This window comes from Mycolicibacterium hippocampi (assembly GCF_010723735.1).
GTDB classification, from domain to species: domain Bacteria; phylum Actinomycetota; class Actinomycetes; order Mycobacteriales; family Mycobacteriaceae; genus Mycobacterium; species Mycobacterium hippocampi.
Window position 1 is genome coordinate 2,076,813 of record NZ_BLLB01000002.1, and the last position, 18,586, is coordinate 2,095,398.

At 68.4% G+C, this 18,586-nt stretch carries 18 protein-coding genes and 1 riboswitch; of the genes, 6 read left to right on the plus strand and 12 right to left on the minus strand.

Annotated elements, in window-relative coordinates:
* Positions 1-57: 57 nt before the first annotated feature.
* The 4 genes from G6N53_RS11120 to ephH all read right to left on the minus strand — a co-directional run bounded on the left by G6N53_RS11120 (position 58) and on the right by ephH (position 4,434).
* Positions 58-786, minus strand: coding sequence for a class I SAM-dependent methyltransferase (locus G6N53_RS11120; protein ID WP_163888507.1), 729 nt, complete (start codon positions 784-786; stop codon positions 58-60).
* Positions 783-1,913 carry a homoserine O-acetyltransferase MetX gene (gene metX, locus G6N53_RS11125; RefSeq protein WP_163888508.1) on the minus strand — a complete coding sequence of 377 codons (1,131 nt, stop codon included), beginning with the start codon at positions 1,911-1,913 and terminating at the stop codon, positions 783-785. The genes G6N53_RS11120 and metX overlap by 4 nt, the downstream gene beginning before the upstream one ends.
* A gap of 10 nt (positions 1,914-1,923) precedes the next feature.
* A complete protein-coding gene (locus G6N53_RS11130; RefSeq protein ID WP_163888509.1) occupies positions 1,924-3,267 on the minus strand; it encodes a bifunctional o-acetylhomoserine/o-acetylserine sulfhydrylase in 1,344 nt (447 codons plus the stop codon).
* A gap of 128 nt (positions 3,268-3,395) precedes the next feature.
* Positions 3,396-3,512, minus strand: a riboswitch (SAM riboswitch).
* Positions 3,513-3,603: 91 nt separating this feature from the next.
* Positions 3,604-4,434, minus strand: a complete 831-nt coding sequence (gene ephH / locus G6N53_RS11135; protein ID WP_163888510.1) for an epoxide hydrolase EphH — start codon at positions 4,432-4,434, stop codon at positions 3,604-3,606.
* 83 nt (positions 4,435-4,517) lie between these two features.
* Here ephH and G6N53_RS11140 point away from each other — a divergent pair, with 83 nt between their 5' ends.
* Entirely contained in the window at positions 4,518-5,318 is an 801-nt protein-coding gene (locus G6N53_RS11140; RefSeq protein ID WP_205390544.1) for an exodeoxyribonuclease III, read from the plus strand.
* A gap of 49 nt (positions 5,319-5,367) precedes the next feature.
* On the opposite strand, the gene G6N53_RS11145 is transcribed toward G6N53_RS11140, so the two are convergent.
* Positions 5,368-6,399: a lipase family protein gene (locus tag G6N53_RS11145; RefSeq protein WP_163888512.1), complete on the minus strand. Its 1,032-nt coding sequence runs from the start codon at positions 6,397-6,399 to the stop codon at positions 5,368-5,370.
* Between the two features lie 66 nt (positions 6,400-6,465).
* A complete protein-coding gene (locus G6N53_RS11150) occupies positions 6,466-7,077 on the minus strand; it encodes a TIGR03086 family metal-binding protein (RefSeq protein WP_163888513.1) in 612 nt (203 codons plus the stop codon).
* A gap of 51 nt (positions 7,078-7,128) precedes the next feature.
* Between G6N53_RS11150 and G6N53_RS11155 the strand changes: the two genes are divergently transcribed.
* From G6N53_RS11155 to yhjD, 3 genes are read left to right on the plus strand one after another with little or no spacing between them, the layout of a single operon-like run.
* Positions 7,129-7,551: a MarR family winged helix-turn-helix transcriptional regulator gene (locus G6N53_RS11155; protein WP_163888514.1), complete on the plus strand. Its 423-nt coding sequence runs from the start codon at positions 7,129-7,131 to the stop codon at positions 7,549-7,551.
* Positions 7,552-7,585: 34 nt separating this feature from the next.
* Entirely contained in the window at positions 7,586-8,602 is a 1,017-nt protein-coding gene (gene trpS, locus G6N53_RS11160; protein ID WP_163888515.1) for a tryptophan--tRNA ligase, read from the plus strand.
* Positions 8,603-8,610: 8 nt separating this feature from the next.
* The gene (gene yhjD, locus G6N53_RS11165) at positions 8,611-9,684 is read left to right on the plus strand and encodes an inner membrane protein YhjD (protein WP_163888516.1); all 1,074 of its coding nucleotides are present in this window, start codon (positions 8,611-8,613) and stop codon (positions 9,682-9,684) included.
* Positions 9,685-9,699: 15 nt separating this feature from the next.
* On the opposite strand, the gene G6N53_RS11170 is transcribed toward yhjD, so the two are convergent.
* Positions 9,700-10,917, minus strand: coding sequence for a D-alanyl-D-alanine carboxypeptidase family protein (locus G6N53_RS11170; RefSeq protein WP_163888517.1), 1,218 nt, complete (start codon positions 10,915-10,917; stop codon positions 9,700-9,702).
* A 163-nt stretch (positions 10,918-11,080) separates the two neighbouring features.
* On the opposite strand from G6N53_RS11170, the gene G6N53_RS11175 reads away from it, so the two are divergent.
* The gene (locus G6N53_RS11175) at positions 11,081-12,241 is read left to right on the plus strand and encodes a metallophosphoesterase (protein ID WP_163888518.1); all 1,161 of its coding nucleotides are present in this window, start codon (positions 11,081-11,083) and stop codon (positions 12,239-12,241) included.
* Between the two features lie 419 nt (positions 12,242-12,660).
* Here G6N53_RS11175 and G6N53_RS11180 read toward each other — a convergent pair whose 3' ends face one another.
* The 4 genes from G6N53_RS11180 to G6N53_RS11195 form a co-directional block, all read right to left on the minus strand.
* Entirely contained in the window at positions 12,661-12,960 is a 300-nt protein-coding gene (locus G6N53_RS11180; protein WP_163888519.1) for a hypothetical protein, read from the minus strand.
* 158 nt (positions 12,961-13,118) lie between these two features.
* Positions 13,119-14,126, minus strand: coding sequence for an SMP-30/gluconolactonase/LRE family protein (locus G6N53_RS11185; protein ID WP_163895762.1), 1,008 nt, complete (start codon positions 14,124-14,126; stop codon positions 13,119-13,121).
* Positions 14,127-14,210: 84 nt separating this feature from the next.
* Complete coding sequence (locus G6N53_RS11190; protein ID WP_163888520.1) at positions 14,211-15,599, minus strand: aspartate aminotransferase family protein; 1,389 nt, start codon at positions 15,597-15,599, stop codon at positions 14,211-14,213.
* Positions 15,596-16,117: an Lrp/AsnC family transcriptional regulator gene (locus G6N53_RS11195; protein ID WP_163888521.1), complete on the minus strand. Its 522-nt coding sequence runs from the start codon at positions 16,115-16,117 to the stop codon at positions 15,596-15,598. Before G6N53_RS11195 ends, G6N53_RS11190 begins: the two co-directional genes overlap by 4 nt.
* Before the next feature lie 122 nt (positions 16,118-16,239).
* Between G6N53_RS11195 and G6N53_RS11200 the strand changes: the two genes are divergently transcribed.
* A complete protein-coding gene (locus G6N53_RS11200; protein WP_163888522.1) occupies positions 16,240-17,715 on the plus strand; it encodes a gamma-aminobutyraldehyde dehydrogenase in 1,476 nt (491 codons plus the stop codon).
* 8 nt (positions 17,716-17,723) lie between these two features.
* Here G6N53_RS11200 and G6N53_RS11205 read toward each other — a convergent pair whose 3' ends face one another.
* Positions 17,724-18,584 carry a universal stress protein gene (locus tag G6N53_RS11205; protein WP_163888523.1) on the minus strand — a complete coding sequence of 287 codons (861 nt, stop codon included), beginning with the start codon at positions 18,582-18,584 and terminating at the stop codon, positions 17,724-17,726.
* Positions 18,585-18,586: the final 2 nt, after the last annotated feature.

An 18,586-nucleotide genomic window follows, 5' to 3' on the forward strand; every position in this document is an offset into this window, starting at 1 on the left:
GTTAAGCCACGGCTGTAAAACCGACGTGGATCGCGACCCGGAATGATATTTCGCGGCTCAGGTCAGGGTCGCGCGGATGCACACGGTGACGTAGGGAAGGGCCAGGCCGCCGACGTTGGCCAGCGCGGGATGGGTGGCCAGCAGCTCGCGCACCCGGTCCAGGGTCTGGGCACGGACCCGCTCCGGCGAGGTGATGCAGTAGCTGCGCGATGCCACCAGGTCGATCAGCGCCTGCGGTGTCAGGTAGCTGGTCCACTCCACCTGGTGTCGCTCGACATCACCGAACGGGCCGGGCAGGTCCGCGGTGTGGCTGTGCGCGTCGTCGTGGCCGATGATCTGACCGAGGTCCTTCACCCAGCCCATCCGCTCGTCGCGGGTGTTCCACACCAGGCCCAGCCGGCCGCCGGGGCGCAGCACCCGGGACACTTCCTTGATCGCCCGCTCCGGGTCGAACCAGTGCCATGCCTGCGCCACCAGCACCGCGTCGACGCTGTCGTCGGCCAGCGGGATCTCCTCGGCGGTCCCCAGCAGCGCCGGGGTTTCGGGCAGCGACGAACTCAGCAACTCGAGCATCTCGGGAATCGGGTCGACGGCGAAGACGTCGAGTCCGCGCTCCACCAGCCGGGTGGTCAGTTTGCCGGTCCCGGCACCCAGGTCCAGGACGGTCCGGGCTCCCGGCGGCAGCAGCCAGTCGATCGACTCCGGCGGGTAGGACGGGCGGCCGCGTTCGTAGGCCGCGGCTTCTGCACCGAACGACAGCGAACGCTGTTCGGAGGAACCGGTCACCGCGACGCCAGCTCCAGAGCCCGGCGGATCAGCTTGCCGACGGCGTCGGTCTCGAGCAGGAAGCCGTCGTGACCGTAGATCGAATCGACCACGTCGAGCCCGTCGCAGCCGGGGAGCAGGTCGGCCAGTTCGGCCTGAAGGCGCAGCGGATAGAGCCGGTCGGAGGTGATACCGCCGACCACCGCGGGTACCGGGCAGCCGCGCAGCACCGCCTCCACGCCACCCCTACCGCGGCCGACGTCGTGGCTCGACAGGGCGTCGGTGAGCGCGACGTAGGTTCCGGCGTCGAAGCGCGACACGATCTTGGCGCCCTGGTACTCCAGATAGCTCTGCACCGAGTAGCGACCACCGGTGGTCGGATCCTCGTCGCCCTGAGGGTCGTTGGCGAAGCGGTCGTCGAGTTCGGCCTCACCGCGATAGGTCAGGTGCGCGAAGCGCCGCGCGATCTGCATGCCCATGTCCGGGCTGCGGCCGGTGCCGTAGTAGTCGCCGTTGCACCAGTTCGGATCGGCCTTGATGGCCGCGACCTGCGTGCTCTGCGTGCCGATCTGGTCGGCGGTGGCGCGTGCCCCGACCGCGAGAACCAGTCCGGCGCGGACGTTGTCGGGGTGGGCGACCATCCACTCCAGTGCTCGCGCCCCACCCATCGATCCGCCGATGACCGCGGCGACCTCGGTGATGCCCAGCCGCTCCAGCACGGCCACGTCGGCCGTCACCTGGTCCCGCACTGTTGTGGTGGGGAACCTTGAGCCCCATGCTTTTCCGTCCGGCGCCAGGGTGCTGGGGCCGGTGGAGCCCCGGCATCCGCCGATGACATTGGTCGAGATCGCGCACCACCGATCGGTATCGATCGGCGCGCCCGGACCGGCCACTCCGTCCCACCAGCCCGGGGTCGGGTGATCGGGTCCGGCCGGGCCGGTGATGTGCGAATCGCCGGTCAATGCGTGCAGCACCATGACGACGTTGTCGCGCTCCGGGGACAGTTCCCCCCACCGCTGCACGGCGATCGACACGTCGTCGAGAACCGCACCGTTCTCCAGTGTGAGCGGGCCGATCTCGACGATGCCCACCTCGCCATCGGGGGGAAGCGTCGCCCGCTCGTCGGTTGCCACGTCGATGATTGTCACAACACGACCCTCAGAACGACGCAACGGCGTGCGGATCGGTGTGGGTGGCGCTGCACCGCTTGGCCGCGGCGAAGCCTTGTTCCAGATCGGCGATGATGTCGTTGATGCCCTCGATGCCGACCGCGAGCCGGACCAGGCCGGGTGTCACGCCGGTGGACAGTTGCTCCTCGGGGGACAGCTGGGCGTGTGTCGTCGAGGCCGGATGGATCACCAGGGAACGCACGTCGCCGATGTTGGCGACGTGGCTGTGCAAGGTCAGGGCGTCGACGAACGCCTTGCCCGCGTCGACGCCGCCGGCCAGCTCGAATGCCAGCACCGCACCGGTTCCCCTGGGCGCCAGCTTCTTTCCCAGCTCGTACCACGGTGACGTGGGAAGTCCCGCGTAGTTGACCGACAGCACGTCGTCGTGCCCGGCGAGGTATTCGGCGACCTTCTGGGCGTTCTCGACGTGCCGCTCGACACGCAGGCTCAGCGTCTCGAGTCCCTGCGCCACCAGGAACGCGTTGAACGGCGACGCCGCCGACCCCAGATCGCGCAGCAACTGCACCCGGGCCTTGAGTGCGAAGGCGGGCGCGCCGAGGTCGGCGTAGACCACGCCGTGGTAGCTCGGGTCGGGGGTGGTGAAGCCGGGGAACTTGCCGTTCGTCCAGTCGAACGTGCCGCCGTCGACGAGGACACCGGCGATCGTCGTCCCGTGACCACCGAGGTACTTGGTGGCCGAGTGCACGACGATGTCGGCCCCGTGGGCGAGCGGCTGGATCAGGTACGGCGTGGCGATGGTGTTGTCGACGATCAGCGGGACCCCGGCGTCATGCGCGACGGCGGCGACCGACGGGATGTCGAGCACGTCGATCTGCGGGTTGGAGATGGTCTCGCCGAAGAACGCCTTGGTGTTGGGCTGCACTGCGGCCCGCCAGGACTCGGGGTCGTCGGGGTTGTCGACGAAGCTGACCTCGATGCCGAGCTTGGGCAGCGAGTAGTGGAACAGGTTGTAGGTGCCGCCGTAGAGCCGCGGACTCGACACGATGTGATCGCCGGCATTGGCCAGGTTCAGGATCGCGAACGTCTCGGCGGCCTGCCCGGAGGCCAGGAACAGTGCTGCGACACCGCCTTCGAGCGCCGCGATGCGTTGCTCGACGGCGTCGTGTGTCGGGTTCATGATGCGGGTGTAGATGTTGCCGGGTTCGGCAAGGCCGAACAGCGCCGCCGCATGGTCGGTGCTGTTGAACGTGTAGCTGGTGGTCTGGTAGATCGGCAGGGCCCGCGCGTTGGTGGCGCTGTCCGGGGACTGCCCGGCGTGGACCTGCTTGGTCTCGAATGCCCAGTTGGCGGTGGGATCGGTGGTGTCGGTCATCATGTTCTCCAGTCGTGAGGGGCGCCTGGGGGTGGGGTCGACGAAGTGCAGTGTCGGTCAGCGACAACTGCGCGGCGTGGACCTCGCCATCAGGTTTCCCCGTCTACTCAGGGGGCCCGTTCACGGCGGACCCGCGCTTGCCTTACAGCCGGTGGCTGCTCAACCTGGTCATCACCCGGGGCACCCCACCGCGGTTGGAGGGTTGCCGGCCAGCGAGCCGGGGCTTGACGCTGGCGCTCATGACCGAAACGAAGACTATCGCACGTTGCTACAGGGGTGCCAGTGGGTTCTCCCGAACGCGGCTCCACCTGCGAAAACTGCGCGGGCTGCGGGGTGTCAACCGATGGCCTGCTGTGGTTGGCTGTACCGGTCGACGAAGTCGGCGATCACCGCGGTGACGCGCTCCGGTGCCTCCAGCATCGGGATGTGGCCGACGCCGTCGAGCTCGATCACCTCCGCGGTGTCGGGCATGTGTTTGAGGAAGTAGAGATGGCCACGCGGCGCGGGGAACACCCGGTCGTTCTCGCAGATGACGAGCTGGGTGGGTGCGCCCAGGTTGGCGAGCTCGAGCAGGCCGGGCATGCGCAGCGTCTTGACCAGCAGCTGCAGGTAAGCGTGGCAGTGGGTGGCGTCCTCGATCAGGTCGTGCAACTCGGAGTCCGGCGGCCCGTCGGCCGGGCCGCTAACCGGCAGGGTGGCGATCCGGCGCGCGAACGGCAGCTTGAGGATGCGCGTGCCGAGCAGGCGCGCGGCGATCAGCGCCGGGCCGCCCGCGATGAACTTCAAAACGGTCTCGTACTTCGTCAGCGAGTGCTGCGACCACCCCCCGGCAGGGGCGATCGCGGTCAGGGTCTTGGCCCGGCCGCGGCGTTCCAGTTCGAAGCCCACCCAGCCGCCCAGCGAGTTGCCGACGATGTGGGCGTTCTGCCAGCCCAGCCGGTCCATCCGGTCTTCGATGTCGTCGACGAGCAGCTCGGTGTGCAGCAGCCACGTCGGCGACTTCCGACCCCCGTGGTGGCCGACCATCGTCGGCGCGTACACCTCGAATCGGCCGGTCCCGGCAAGGTTGTCGGCGACGGTGCGCCAGACGTTCTGGGAGCACAGGAACGGGTGCAGCATCAGGATCGGTTCGCCCGATCCGGCATGGATCGGCTCTCGGGGTGCCATGAGCCCGACATTAAGGTGATACCGCCGGTACCGCAAGAAGCGTCTGATCGGTTCCGTTAGGGTCGGCGGTCGTGACGCGCCCCATCACCGTGAGCACCATCAACGTCAACGGCATCCGCGCGGCCGTCAAGCAGCGGTCGGTCGACAACCTCGGGCTGCTGCCGTGGTTCAAGGAGACCCGCGCCGACGTGGTGTGCCTGCAGGAGACGCGCGCCGACGACGAGCAACTGGCCGACGCATTGGCCCCGGTGCTGGCCGACGGGTGGCATCTGGCGTCGGCGGCGCCGCATGTCAAGGGACGCAACGGGGTCGCGGTGTTGTCGCGCACGCCGTTCGGTGACATCAGGATCGGTTGCGGCGCCGCCGAGTTCGCCGAGCACGGCCGCTACATCGAGGTGGACACCGGCGGGCTGACGGTGGCGAGCGTGTACTTCCCGACCGGTGAGGCCGACACCGACCGGCAGCTGGAGAAGGAACGGTTCATGGCGGCAGTCGCCGCGCGGATGGCGGTGCTGCTGGCCGGCGGCGGCGAGGCGGTGCTGTGCGGTGACTGGAACATCGCCCACACCGAGAACGACATCAAGAACTGGCGGGGCAATCTCAAGAAGGCGGGGTTCCTGCCGCAGGAGCGGCAGTGGCTCTCCGATCTGCTGGACACCGGCTGGGTCGACGTGGTGCGCCGGGCGCACCCCGGGGTCGCGGGCCCGTACGCGTGGTGGTCGTGGCGGGGCAAGGCGTTCGACAACGACGCCGGATGGCGGATCGACTACCAGCTGGCCACGCCCGGGTTGGCGGCGCGGGTGGCGTCCACGCACACCGAACGACCGGCGGCCTATGCGCTGCGCTGGTCCGACCACTGCCCGGTCACCGTCGACTACCGGTGAATCGGGCGCGCAGACGAACCGCCACGGGCTGTTTGCGCGCCGGATTCGCCTAGCAGCCTTGCCGATTGGGCTTCTGGAGGGCTCCGTCGGCGCCGTCTATCGCGCTCCGCACCGTCTCGAGTACCCGCGGATCCCAGGTCATCGCGGTCTCCCACGGCAGCCCCGTCGCATCGGAGATGAAGATGCTGTGGGTGTCGTCGAACGCTGCGCACCGGCGGTGCGGCAGCACCCGGTCGCTGACATCGGTGGCCAGCGCGCTGTGCCGCGACACCAGGCCGTCGTTCGGCCATGTCATCGGGTTCACCGGTTCGGGCCGGGTGAAGCGGGCCCCGGCGATCAGTACGACGGGGATCTGGTCGAGCACCCCGGCCTGGTATTCGTTCCAGCCCTGCGGCCCCATCAGGTATCCCTGGTTGACCTCGCGGGCCGAGCCGGTCTGCAGCCGCAGCATCTCGGCTTCGAAGTCCGCCGCGGCCTGCTCGCAGAACGCGTCACCCGCGCAGTCCGACACCGGGCTCAAGCCGTTGGCGTAGTCGGACAGATAGGTGCCCTGCCAGGGGGTGCCCAGCGTCGTCAACGACCGGATCCGCACCGGCGAGCCCAGGCCCTGCAACACCCGGAACGCCGCACGGGAGTACAGCCCGCCCATCGAGTGCCCGACGACGTCGACGACGTCCACGCCGCGGGTGTCGTGCAGGTGGGTCAGAAACCGGGCCAGGTGCTCACCGGCGAGGTCGATGGAGGCGGTGGAGTCCACGGTCATGTTCTCCGGCAGCGTGATCGGGCAGTCGCCGAAGGCGCCGAACCCGCCCTGATCGGTCACCGGGCCGCGCCCGGCCATCGCCGGTGAGGTGTACACGGTGTACCCGGCGTCGAGCAGGTAGCCGCGCAGCGCGGTGTCGGTGTTGCCTGCGGCCAGGCCTGACGCACAGCCGTCCTGCGGCGTCGTGAACGGGCTGACGGCCGCTCCGCCCGAGACGATCACCACCGCGTGCCCAGGGAGTTGCGGTGCGCCGTGGGCGATTCCCGCGCCGAACACCGCCGTGGTCAGTAGCACGACGATCACCGACAAGTGACGCACGAACACCCCCGAAGTCGTCGCACCGAACCGCGAGAATGCTACCGACTGAATTGGTTTCGGGACGTGTTATGCCGATGTCTGAGCCCAGTCGGGCCGCCGCCCGAGATGACGCAGGATGGCGGCGAAGTCCCCGTCTGCACCGTCGCCGAGTGCAGGGGCGAACGGGGAGCCGGCCGCCTCGCGGAACTTTCCGTCCGGCACCGCCATCACCAGCGGCAGCACGGCGGCGACCACGTCGTCGGGCAACGTCAACGGTGTCCCGATCGTCGCCGCGACATCCCAGGCGTGCACCACGTAGTCCACGAAGTGAAAACCCATTGCGGTCTTACCGGGGACGGTGACGTCCTCACCGAACTCGGGCAGCGCAAACGGCGCGTCGTCCACGCCCTCGGTCGCGAATGCCGCGAGCACATCGCGGGCTTCGGCGGCATACGTGCCGGCCGGGTCGGCGGCGATCGCGGCCGAGAACGGTTCGGTGCGCCAGACCTCGGGGTCGGCGCCGTGACCACGCGCCGCCGCGGCGAAACCGTGGTGCTGCGCGGTCATGTGGGTCAGCAGGTTCGCGAGAGTCCATCCCGCGCACGGGGTGGCGAGTCCGAGGTCGGCGGGAGAGACCGCGGCAACAATGTCGACGGAGGCGTGTACGGCGGCGCGGTGCGGCTTGGCAAAGGTAGGCATACGTAGATGATAAGCACAAGCATATAATATGGCAACGCCTACGCTCGACTGATGTCCACCGCACCCCGGCGCAAGGATCTGGCCGCGATGCTGGCTCCGTTGGTGCGCGAGTTGATCGCCGCGGAGGGACCGATCCTCGCTGCGCACGGCCTGACGATGTGGGGTTATGCGGTGCTGTCGGCGCTGGACCGAGGTGCGATCCGCACGCAGGCAGCACTCGCCGAGTCGATCAACGCCGACAAGACCCGCATCATCCCGACACTCGACGAACTGCAGCAACTCGGCTACATCGAACGATTCCCCGACCCGGACGATCGTCGGGTGCGGCTGCTGGCGATCACAAAAAGCGGCCGCGCGGTCAAGGACGCGGCACAGGCCGAGATACAGCGCGGCGAAGAACAGTGGTTGGCCGAGCTGACTGCCGAGGAACGGCGGGTGTTCCTCCGTGCACTGCGTCGGATGGCCCCCGACTGAACTCGGCGGTGCGCATGAAAAACTGGAGGGCATCATGAGCCCAAACACCAGGCCGGTCGTCTTCTCCGGCGCGCAACCCACCTCGGATTCCCTGCACCTGGGCAACGCCCTGGGAGCGGTGAGCCAGTGGGTCGGCCTGCAAGACGGCCACGACGCGTACTTCTGCGTCGTGGACCTGCACGCCATCACCGTCCCGCAGGACCCCGAGACGCTTCGCAGGCGCACCCTGGTCACGGCCGCGCAGTACCTCGCGCTCGGCGTCGACCCCGCCCGGGCGACGGTGTTCGTGCAGAGCCATGTGCCCGCCCACGCCGAATTGGCATGGGTGCTGGGCTGTTTCACCGGTTTCGGGCTGGCCTCGCGGATGACGCAGTTCAAGGACAAATCCCAGAAGCAGGGCGCCGAGGCCACCACGGTCGGCTTGTTCACCTATCCGGTGCTGATGGCCGCGGATGTGTTGCTCTACGACACCGAACTGGTGCCGGTCGGTGAGGATCAGCGCCAGCACCTCGAGTTGGCGCGCGATGTCGCCCAGCGGGTCAACGCCCGCTTTCCCGACACGTTCGTCGTCCCCGAGGCGATGATCCCGAAGGCCACCGCCAAGATCTACGACCTCGCCGAACCGACGGCCAAGATGAGCAAGTCGGCGGCGACCGAGGCCGGATTGATCAGCCTTCTCGACGATCCGGGCAAGACGGCCAAGAAGATTCGTTCCGCGGTCACCGACAGCGACCGCGAGATCCGGTTCGACCGCGAGGCGAAGCCGGGGGTGTCCAACCTGCTGACGATCCAGTCGGCGGTGACCGGAACCGACGTCGCCAAGCTGGTCGAGGGCTACTCCGGGCGCGGCTACGGGGATCTGAAGAAGGAGACCGCCGAGGCGGTGGTGGAATTCGTGACGCCGATCAAGACGCGCGTCGACGAGTTGCTCGCCGACCCGGCCGAATTGGAGAGCGTGCTGGCCACGGGTGCCGAGCGGGCCCGGGAGGTGTCGGGGGAAACGTTGCGACGGGTATATGACCGGATAGGGTTCCTGGCACCGACGAGATAGGGGATCGGATGACCGCGCCGTCCACGCAGGTAGCTGCCGGCGACTCGACGGACTCGACCGACCCCGAAGAAAAGCCCGGATTCCTTGCCCGGATGCGCGCGCGAATGCCGTGGTTCGACCACGTGATGCGCGCCCAGGAGCGGTACAAGGACTGCAAGGGTGACTTTTACGCCGCCGGCATCACCTACTTCACGATCTTCGCGTTGTTCCCGCTGCTGATGGTCGGCTTCGCCGTCGGCGGCTTCGTGTTGGCCAGCCGGCCCGAGCTGCTCGCCGAGGTCGAGAACCAGATCAGGGGCGCCGTCAGCGGCCAACTCGGTCAGCAGCTCATCGAGCTGATGGAGTCGGCGATCGAGTCGCGGGCGTCGGTGGGCGTCATCGGTCTGGCGGTGGCCGCATGGGCAGGTCTGGGCTGGATGGCGAACCTGCGCGAGGCCCTCAGCCAGATGTGGGGCGGCTTCCGAGGGGAGCTCCCCGGCTTCGTCCGGACCAAGCTGTCGGACCTGGTGACGTTGCTCTCGGCGTTCGTGGCCATCGTCGCCACCATCGCGCTCACGGCGCTGGGCAGCGCCTCGGTGATGGCGGAGGTGTTGGAGTGGTTCGGCGTCGGCGATACGACCGGGCTGAGCCCGGTGCTGCGCGGCGCCTCGGTCCTGGTGTCCGTTCTGGTGTCCTGGCTACTGTTCACGCTGGTGATCGCGCGGCTGCCCCGGGAGTCGGTCAGCTTTCGCAGCAGTGTGTGGGCCGGGTTGATCGCCGCCGTGGCGTTCGAGATCTTCAAGCTCGTCGCCGCGGTCTACCTGCGGTCGGTGGTCACCGGTCCGGCGGGTGCGACGTTCGGTCCGGTGCTCGGGTTGATGGTGTTCGCCTACATCACCGCCCGGCTGATCCTGTTCGCCACCGCATGGGCGGCGACGACGCCGGAGAACATGGGCGAGGAGGAGTTGCCTGCTCCCGGGCCCGCCGTGATCAAGAACCGGATCATCACCCGGCCGGGGCTGGGGCCGTTGCAGGCGACCGCGGCGGTCGCTGCGGGAGCGCTCGGCGCACTGAGCCTCACCCGGTGGCGCAGGCGTCGCTGACGCTCCGCCGGAGGCTCAGCGCACCGGGCGGCGGTTGAGCGATCGGGCGCACATGATCAGGCTGAACACGATGATCGACCCGATCACGGCCACCCCGACCCGCACCGGTAGCGCGTTGACGTCGGGCAAGGTGGCGTTGGCATTGGTCGTGGTCGTCGCGGCCGCGGCGGCCGGATCGGCGTCGGTGGCGCCGAGGGACGGGTCCGGCTCGATCAGGGTGCCCACCTTGGTCCCGGGGGCGGTCGCGAACCCGTAGTCGAGCAGTCGGGCAGCCTGCTCCCACGGGGCGATCGGCTGCCGGGTACCGCGCAGCAGCACGGCGACCAGGCGGCGGCCGTCACGCTCGGCTGCGCCGACGAAGGTCTGCTGGGCGTCGTCGGTGAAACCGGTCTTGCCGCCGAGTGCGCCCGGGTAGTGCTCCAGCAGCTTGTTGTCGTTCTCGATCGGATAGCCGGTGCCGTCGCGCCCGGGGAACGTCGTCGAGCGGGTGGCGACGATGTCGGCGAAGACGGGGTTCTGCCACGCGTACCGGTAGATCAGCCCGATGTCGTAGGCCGAGGTGCTCATGCCGGGGCCGTCGAGTCCGGACGGGGTGGCCGCCCGGGTGTCACGTGCCCCCAGCTTGCCCGCCAGGACATTCATCTTGTTGAGAGCATTTTCCATGCCGCCCAGCTGCATGGCCAACGCGTGGGCGGCGTCGTTGCCCGAGTACATCAGCAGACCGTGCAGCAAATCGTTGACGGAGTAGAGGCCGCCTTCGCCGACGCCGACGTTCGTCCCTTCCACGGCCGCGTCCTCGGCGGTTCCCGGAACCACCTTGTGCAGGGGCAGGTCGCGGATCGCCTGTATCGCGGTCAGTGCCTTGATGATGCTCGCGGGGCGATGCCTGCCGTGGGGATCCCGGGCGGCGATGACGTCGCCGGTGTCGAGATCGGCCACCAGCCAGGCCTCTGCGGAGATGTCGGTGGGCACCGGCGGGGTACCGGGGGCGGTGATGACGCCGCACCCAGCCAACGCTTCCCCGCCCAGTGGCGTGGCCGGTACCGGTAACGGTTCCGGAGGGGGGCCGACCTTCGGGATCTCCGAGGTGTCGACCGCGGGCGGCGTCGTCACCCGGTAGGGGCAGGCATCCATAGCCGCGTCCGGCTGCGCGGCAGCGACCGGCGCGCCGATCAGCAGAGCCGCGATGACCAGCGCAGACACCCGCGCGGAGATCGTTCTGAAGGTCGCCATCGTCTGCGCAGATTAGGCGATCCGACCCCGGTGAGCCGGGAGCCACGCGGTGACTGGTGTGGTCAGAGTTTCAAATGTGACTCATCGGGGTCGTGACGAGACGGGCTCCCGACGGCGCGGTAACTAGGCTGGCGGAAACCCGGGCCCGCACAAAAGGACGTACATGTTCATAGTTGTTCTCGGCTCGATTCTCGGGCTGATGCATCTCTACGTCTGGAAGCGGATGGTGAAGGACACCACCGGGCCGGGCCGCACCCGATGGCTGTTGTCGATCGTCCTGCTCGCAGCCTTTGCCCTGTTGTTGCTGACTCTGGTCGGTCCGCGGATCTTCGGTATCCCCGAGGCCGGCTGGTACGCATGGCCGGGATACTTCTGGTTCGGCCTGATCGTGTACCTGTTCCTGGCCCTTCTGGTGCTGGAACCGATCCGGCTGGCGTTTCGGGGCTGGGTCAAGCGCACACAATCCGCGCCGGAACAGGCGCCGTCGGTGCAGCGGCGGGTGTTCCTCGCCCGGGCCGGAGCCGTGGCCGCCGGAGCCGCCGCCGTCGGTCTGGTCGGCACCGGAGCGGCGACCGCGCTGGGACCTCCCAAGGTGCTGCGTGTCCCCGTACGCCTGAGCCGGCTCGACCCGGCCTTCGACGGATTCCGTATCGCGGTGGTGTCCGACATCCACCTCGGCCCACTGCTGGGCCGTGCCCACACCGAGCGGATCGTCCGGATGATCAACGAAGCCGAGCCCGACCTGGTGGCAGTGGTGGGCGATCTGGTGGATGGGACGGTCGAGGAGCTGGGTCCCGCGGCGGCACCGTTGCGCGACCTGGTGTCGCGGGAGGGTTCGTTCTTCGTCACCGGCAACCACGAGTACTTCGTCGACGACACCGTCCCCTGGCTGGCCGAGTTGGAGCGCCTCGGACTGCAGGTGTTGACGAATGAGAACACCCGGATCAGGCGTGGGTCGGCCGCGTTCGACCTCGCCGGCATCAATGATCCCGCCGGCGAGTCCCGTTCCGATCCACCGGATCTCGACCGGGCACTGGCGGGGGTGAACCCCTCGGGGCCGACGATTCTGCTGGCCCATCAACCGGTGCAGGTGGAGCAGGCCGCTGAGCGCGGGGTGGACCTGCAGCTGTCGGGACACACCCATGGCGGCCAGATGTGGCCGTTCCACTACATCGTGTCGCAGGTGCAGCCGGCGCTCGCCGGGTTGTCGACGGTGCAGGACACCCAGCTCTACGTCACCCGGGGTGCGGGGTTCTGGGGCCCGCCGGTCCGGATCGGCGCCCCTCCCGACATCAGCGTGCTGTCGCTGCAGAGCGGTTTATGAAACCGTGACCGCGGGAATCTCTTAGCAAGCTCACGGCCAAATCTGAGGGTGATGCTCAGGTCCACCGAGCAGGCTGAAGGCGACAGCTGGGAGCGACCCTGAAGTTCTCAGCGGAAGGCGCTGATATGACGACCACAACCGCCGACGCGACCGTGGTACATCTCGAGTCGCACCCTGCCTGGCTCCGGGCCCAACGTCGCGAACGCGAGCTCGCCGAAGCGATGCGTCGCCACCCATCTTTTCAATCCCGCAATGAACCCCGCAATGAACCCGTTGCCCGCTGAACCATCTGCATGAGAAAGGGGCGCTCCTGGTGGTGGGGGCGCCCCTTTCTGCACCACTGTGTACTCGCGGATCGGAGGCCCGGGCCGCACGAAAGGGGCACCCCATAGGGAGGGTGCCCCTTTCTGGCTCAGGTGTCAGCGGACGTCGACGAACAGGACCTTGCCGACTTCTTGCAGGACACGGTCGTCGCGCTGGCGGTCCCAGGTCCATTCGCGGATGGGAGATCCCGGGCGGACCGAGACGACGTCGGCGTCGGCCAGCGGGGTGCTGTTCTGGCGGTTGACGATGACGCGGTTGCCGTCGGCTTCGAGCTGGCTGATGGTGTCGGCGGCGTTGCCGGGGCCGCTGGGGGCAGCCAGCGCGGGGGCGGCAAATCCGAGGACGGCGGCCGACAGTGCGGTGGCGGCGGCGGTGGCGAGGGTGAACTTCTTCATGGTGTTGCTCTTCCCTGGTGTCGGGTCGGAGCCGTGGAGCGGGTCACGCGGTTTCGACGTTCTGGGTGGTTCGTGGTCGTACATGGGCTTGAACGGGCTGGTCAGGGGATTAATTCCGCTGGCAGGAATTGATCGACCGGTGGCAGGAACCCGCCGGCTCAGAGGGCCGTCGCGGCCAACTCGACGTAACCGAGATACGGAGCGGCGATGCTGCCCATCCACAGTCGGCCGTGCGCTTCCACCGCGCAGGTCACCATGCTGAACGACGGGTGGGTGGTGTGCAGGCCCGCGACGGCGTCCCCGGTGTCCGGATCGAAGGCGACCACCCACACCACCGGCGCCGGCTTGGGCTGCAGCGGCTTGGGCAGCCGCCAGATCACCTTCCGAACCACCGGAGGTCCGGCGGCCAGCCGGTCGGCGAGCGGGTTGGCGGGGGTGACCATCGCACACCAGATCCGCCCGTCGGAGCCGGTGGACAGATTGTCGGGCATCGCAGGCAGATTCACCGCCAGTGGAGTCACCGAACCTCGGTGCGGGCCGGTCAGCCAGTACTTGGACAGCCGGCGCCCCTGGGTCTCGGCCAACACCAGGGCCGAACCGTCGGCGGTCGGTGTCACCCCGTTGGCGAAGTACAGACCGTCGACGACGCACGTGACGGTGCCGTCGGGATCGAGCCGGTGGAGTCGGCCGTCGCCGCGTGCCTCCAGGATCGCGCCCACGTAGTCGGCCACCGTGAACCCGCTGGTCGATTCAGTGAAATAGACGGTGCCATCGGCGGTTTCGGTGACATTGGAGCAGAACTGCAGTCTGCGGCCACCCACGCTGTCGACCAGGGTGTCGATCTCGCCCGTCGTGGTGTCCAGCGCGAGCAGCCCCTTCGGGCTGTCGCAGATCAGCAGCCGGCCGTTGCGTGCCACCGCCAACCCCAGCGGCCGACCGCCGGTGTTGGCGACGACCTCCGGGCCGCCGCCGGCAGGCAGCCGGACGATGCTTCCGTCGAGTGCGCCCATCCACAGGCATCCCTCGGCGTCGACCACCACGTCTTCGGGTTCGCCGCCGGGCACGCGGATCAGTGCGAGCTGGGCAGAAGGGAAGGCTGGAAGCGGATCGACGGGCGGCGCCTGCCAGCGGACCGGATGGACGGGAGGTCTCTTGCTCGTCGACACCACGCCACCGATTGTCGCCGGAACGGTATTCCAGCAGGCCGATTCTCGCGATTCTGCTGCTGGAATGCCGTTCCGGCGGAAGGTTTACATCCTCCGGCTGGCCTCGGTGAGCACGCTGCGCAGGATGTCGTAGATGGCGTCGAACTCCTTCTGCCCGCTGATCAACGGGGGAGCCAACTGCACCACTGGGTCGCCGCGGTCGTCGGCGCGGCAGTACAGCCCGGCCTCCCACAGCGCCGGGGTCAGGTAGCCGCGCAGCAGCCGTTCGCTCTCGTCGTCGTCGAACGTCTCCTTGGTGGCCTTGTCCTTGACCAACTCGATGCCGTAGAAGAACCCTTCACCGCGCACGTCGCCGACGATCGGCAGATCCGAGAGCTGCTCGAGCGTGGAGCGGAACGCCGGCGCCATCTGCTTGACGTGGTCGTTGATGCCCTCGCGTTCGAAGATGTCGAGGTTGGCCAGCGCCACCGCCGAGGACACCGGGTGCCCACCGAACGTGTAGCCGTGCCCGAACACGGTCTGCCCGTCGTTGAACGGCTCGAACAGCCGGTCGCTGGCGATCATCGCGCCGATCGGCGAGTACCCCGACGTCAGCCCCTTGGCGCAGGTGATGATGTCCGGGACGTAGTCGAAGTCGTTGCAGGCGAACATCGATCCGATACGCCCGTACGCGCAGATGACCTCGTCGGAGACCAGCAGCACGTCGTACTCGTCGCAGATCTCGCGGACCCGCTCGAAGTACCCGGGCGGCGGCGGGAAACAGCCGCCGGCGTTCTGCACCGGCTCCAAGAACACCGCGGCGACGCTGTCGGGACCCTCGAACTCGATGGCCTCGGCGATCCGGTCGGCGCAGTAGCGGCCGAACGCCTTGATGTCGGTGTCGTACGGCGCCGGAGCCCGGTAGAAGTTGGTGTTCGGCACCCGGAAGCCACCCGGTACCAGGGGCTCGAACGGAACCTTGAACGCCGGGATGCCGGTGATCGACAGCGCGCCCTGCGGGGTGCCGTGGTAGGCGATCGACCGCGAGACCACCTTGTGCTTGCCGGGCTTACCGGTGAGCTTGAAGTACTGCTTGGCCAGCTTCCAGGCGCTCTCCACGGCCTCGCCGCCGCCGGTCGTGAAGAACACCCGGTTCAGATCGCCCGGCGCGTAGCCCGCGAGCCGTTCGGACAACTCGATCGCGGTGGGTGTGGCGTAGGACCACAGCGGGAAGAACGCCAGCGTTTCGGCCTGCTTGGCGGCCGCCTCGGCGAGTTCCTTTCGGCCGTGGCCGACCTGGACCACGAACAGGCCCGAGAGCCCGTCGATGTAGCTTTTGCCCTTGTCGTCGAAGATGTGCACGCCTTCGCCGCGGGTGATGATCGGCGGGTTGATGCCGGCGCCATGCCGGGCGAAGTGGCCCCACAGGTGGCGGTTGGCCTTGGCGGCAAGATCGGAGGTGGCGCTCTGCTCGGTTTCGGAAATGATCGTCATCGTGTACCCCAATTATATTGCTGTTTAACAAGTTTCAGATAGACAAGGGTCTCGGTGGATATCACTCCCGGCAATGCGCGGATCTTGGTGTTGAGCAGTTCGAGCAGGCTGTCGTCGTCTTCGCAGACCACTTCGATGATCGCGTCGAACGACCCCGCGGTGAGCACCACGTAGTCGACCGATTCGAGCGTGGCGAGCTTCTCGGCGATCTTGGTGGTGTCGCCGGTGCATTTGATGCCGATCATGGCCTGACGGGCGAAACCCAGCTGCATCGGATCGGTGACCGCGACGATCTGCATCACCCCGGCGTCGACCATGCGCTGCACCCGTTGCCGGACGGCGGCCTCGGACAGGCCGACCGCCTTGCCGATGCCCGCATAGGAGCGGCGGCCGTCCTGTTGCAGCTTCTCGATGATCGCTTTGGACAGGTCGTCGAGCTGGAATGCGGCACCGGGGCGCGACTGGTTGACGCGGAACGAGACGGGCCCGACGGCGTGCGGAACCCCCGGATTGGCCATGCAGTGATTGTGCACGGAATCCGTCGTGCCAAGCAACCATGACCATGAAATCACTTGTTTCGTGTGGCTGGCACTGCCGTAATACGTAGCACTCGGGCGCGGGGTCGCGATAGCGTTGTGCAATGACTGTGGCAAGCAGCTGGATCGATGGTGCGCAGGTGCTGACTGGTGGCGCGGAGCATGTGGTGGTCAATCCTGCGACGGGTGAGACGGTCGCCGAGATGGCGTTGGCCCAGCCCGCCGACGTCGACGCCGCCGTCGCCTCGGCGCGCGCCGCCTTGCGGGACTGGTCCGGCGCCACCCCCGCCGAGCGGTCGGCGGTGTTGGCCAAGCTCGCGAAGCTGGCCGACGAGGCCACCGACCTGTTCATCGCCGAGGAGGTCGCGCAGTGCGGTAAGCCGGTGCGGCTGGCCCGCGAGTTCGACGTCCCGGGCAGCGTCGACAACATCGACTTCTTCGCCGGGGCCGCACGCCACCTCGAGGGCAAGGCGTCCGCGGAGTACTCCGGTGATCACACGTCCTCGATCCGGCGTGAGGCCGTCGGTGTGGTCGCCACGATCACCCCGTGGAACTACCCACTGCAGATGGCGGTGTGGAAGGTGATCCCGGCGCTTGCCGCCGGTTGCAGCGTCGTCATCAAGCCCGCCGAGATCACGCCGCTGACGACGCTGACCTTGGCCCGGCTGGCCACCGAGGCCGGACTGCCCGACGGGGTGTTCAACGTGCTCACCGGCGCCGGCGGGGACGTCGGCACCGCCCTGGCCGGTCACGCGGACGTCGACATGGTGACGTTCACCGGCTCGACGGCCGTAGGGCGTCGCGTCATGCTGGCGGCGGCCGCGCACGGGCACCGGACGCAGCTCGAGCTCGGCGGTAAGGCGCCGTTTGTGGTGTTCGACGACGCGGATCTGGATGCAGCGATCCAGGGCGCGGTGGCGGGCTCGCTGATCAACACCGGCCAGGACTGCACCGCGGCGACCCGGGCGATCGTCGCGCAGGATCTGTACGACGACTTCGTCGCCGGTGTGGCCGAGCTGATGGGCAAGATCGTGGTCGGCGATCCGCACGATCCCGACACCGACCTCGGCCCGCTGATCACGTCGGCGCATCGGAACAAGGTGGCCGGCATGGTGTCGCGGGCGCCGGGGGAGGGCGGGCGCGTGGTCACCGGTGGCGTGGCGCCCGAAGGGCCCGGGTCGTTCTATCGGCCGACGCTGATCGCGGATGTGTCGGAGTCGTCGGAGGTGTGGCGCGAGGAGATCTTCGGCCCGGTCCTCGTCGCGCGCGCGTTCACCGACGACGACGACGCCATTCGGCAGGCCAACGACACCGTGTACGGCTTGGCGGCCTCAGCGTGGACGCGTGATGTGTACCGGGCGCAACGGGCTTCGCGCGAGATCCACGCCGGCTGTGTGTGGATCAACGACCACATCCCGATCATCTCCGAGATGCCACATGGCGGGTTCGGCGCGTCGGGGTTCGGCAAGGACATGAGCCAGTACTCACTCGAGGAGTACCTGTCGATCAAGCACGTGATGAGCGACATCACCGGCGTGGCCGACAAGGCTTGGCACCGAACGGTATTCACCCAGCGCTAGCCGCCCGCCTACTCCTCGCGCGGGACCACGATCACCGGCACGTCGACCCCGGCCAGGATGCGCGCGGCCGTCGACCCCAGGAAGATGCGCCGGGGCGCGGCGAACCGACTCGAGCCCACGACAAGAAGATCGCCGTCGTCCCAATTGAGTTTCTTCAGCGCCGATTCCAGCGTCATGCCGTCGGCCACCAGCGACGCGATCTCGGGTGCGTCCGGCAGTGCGCGGGCTGCCAGCACCAGGTTCTCCTCGGCCGCCGCCACCTGCAGTTGCCGCACCTCCCTGGCGCTGCCGGCCTCGGCGAGATTCTCCGCCGACACCAGCGACAGCATCCGGATCGGCAACCCGGCGGCGCTGGCCAGCGTGATCGCGAACGGCAGCGGGTTGTCGTCACCCGGCCGTGTCGGAACCGCGGCGGTGACGGCCTCGATCACCTCGTCGGGATCCTCGGCGTAGCCGCGCGGCGCCAGCGCCACCGGGATCGGCGAGGAGTGCAGCAGCGCGCCGGTGACCGGCCCGATGGTGTGCCTGCCGAAGAACCCGTCACGCGCGCCGCCCACCACGATCAGGTCCGATGACTTCTGCACCGCGAAGTCGATCAGCGACTGGGCGAACGACTCGCCGACGGTCACCGTCGACTCGGCCGCCACCCCGTCCTCGGCGAGCAGCGCGATCGCCCTGGAGACCCACTGCTCGCCACGCTCGACGAGCATCCGCTGGTACTCCGCACGCCCGGGGTGGCCGTCGGGCAGCTCCTCGCGGACGACGAGCACCACGTCGACGCTGGCGCTGAACGTCTTGGCCAGCGCGCTGGCCAGTGCGACACCGTCGTCTCCGGTGGGGGTGGCGAGATAACCGACGGTCAAGTGCATGG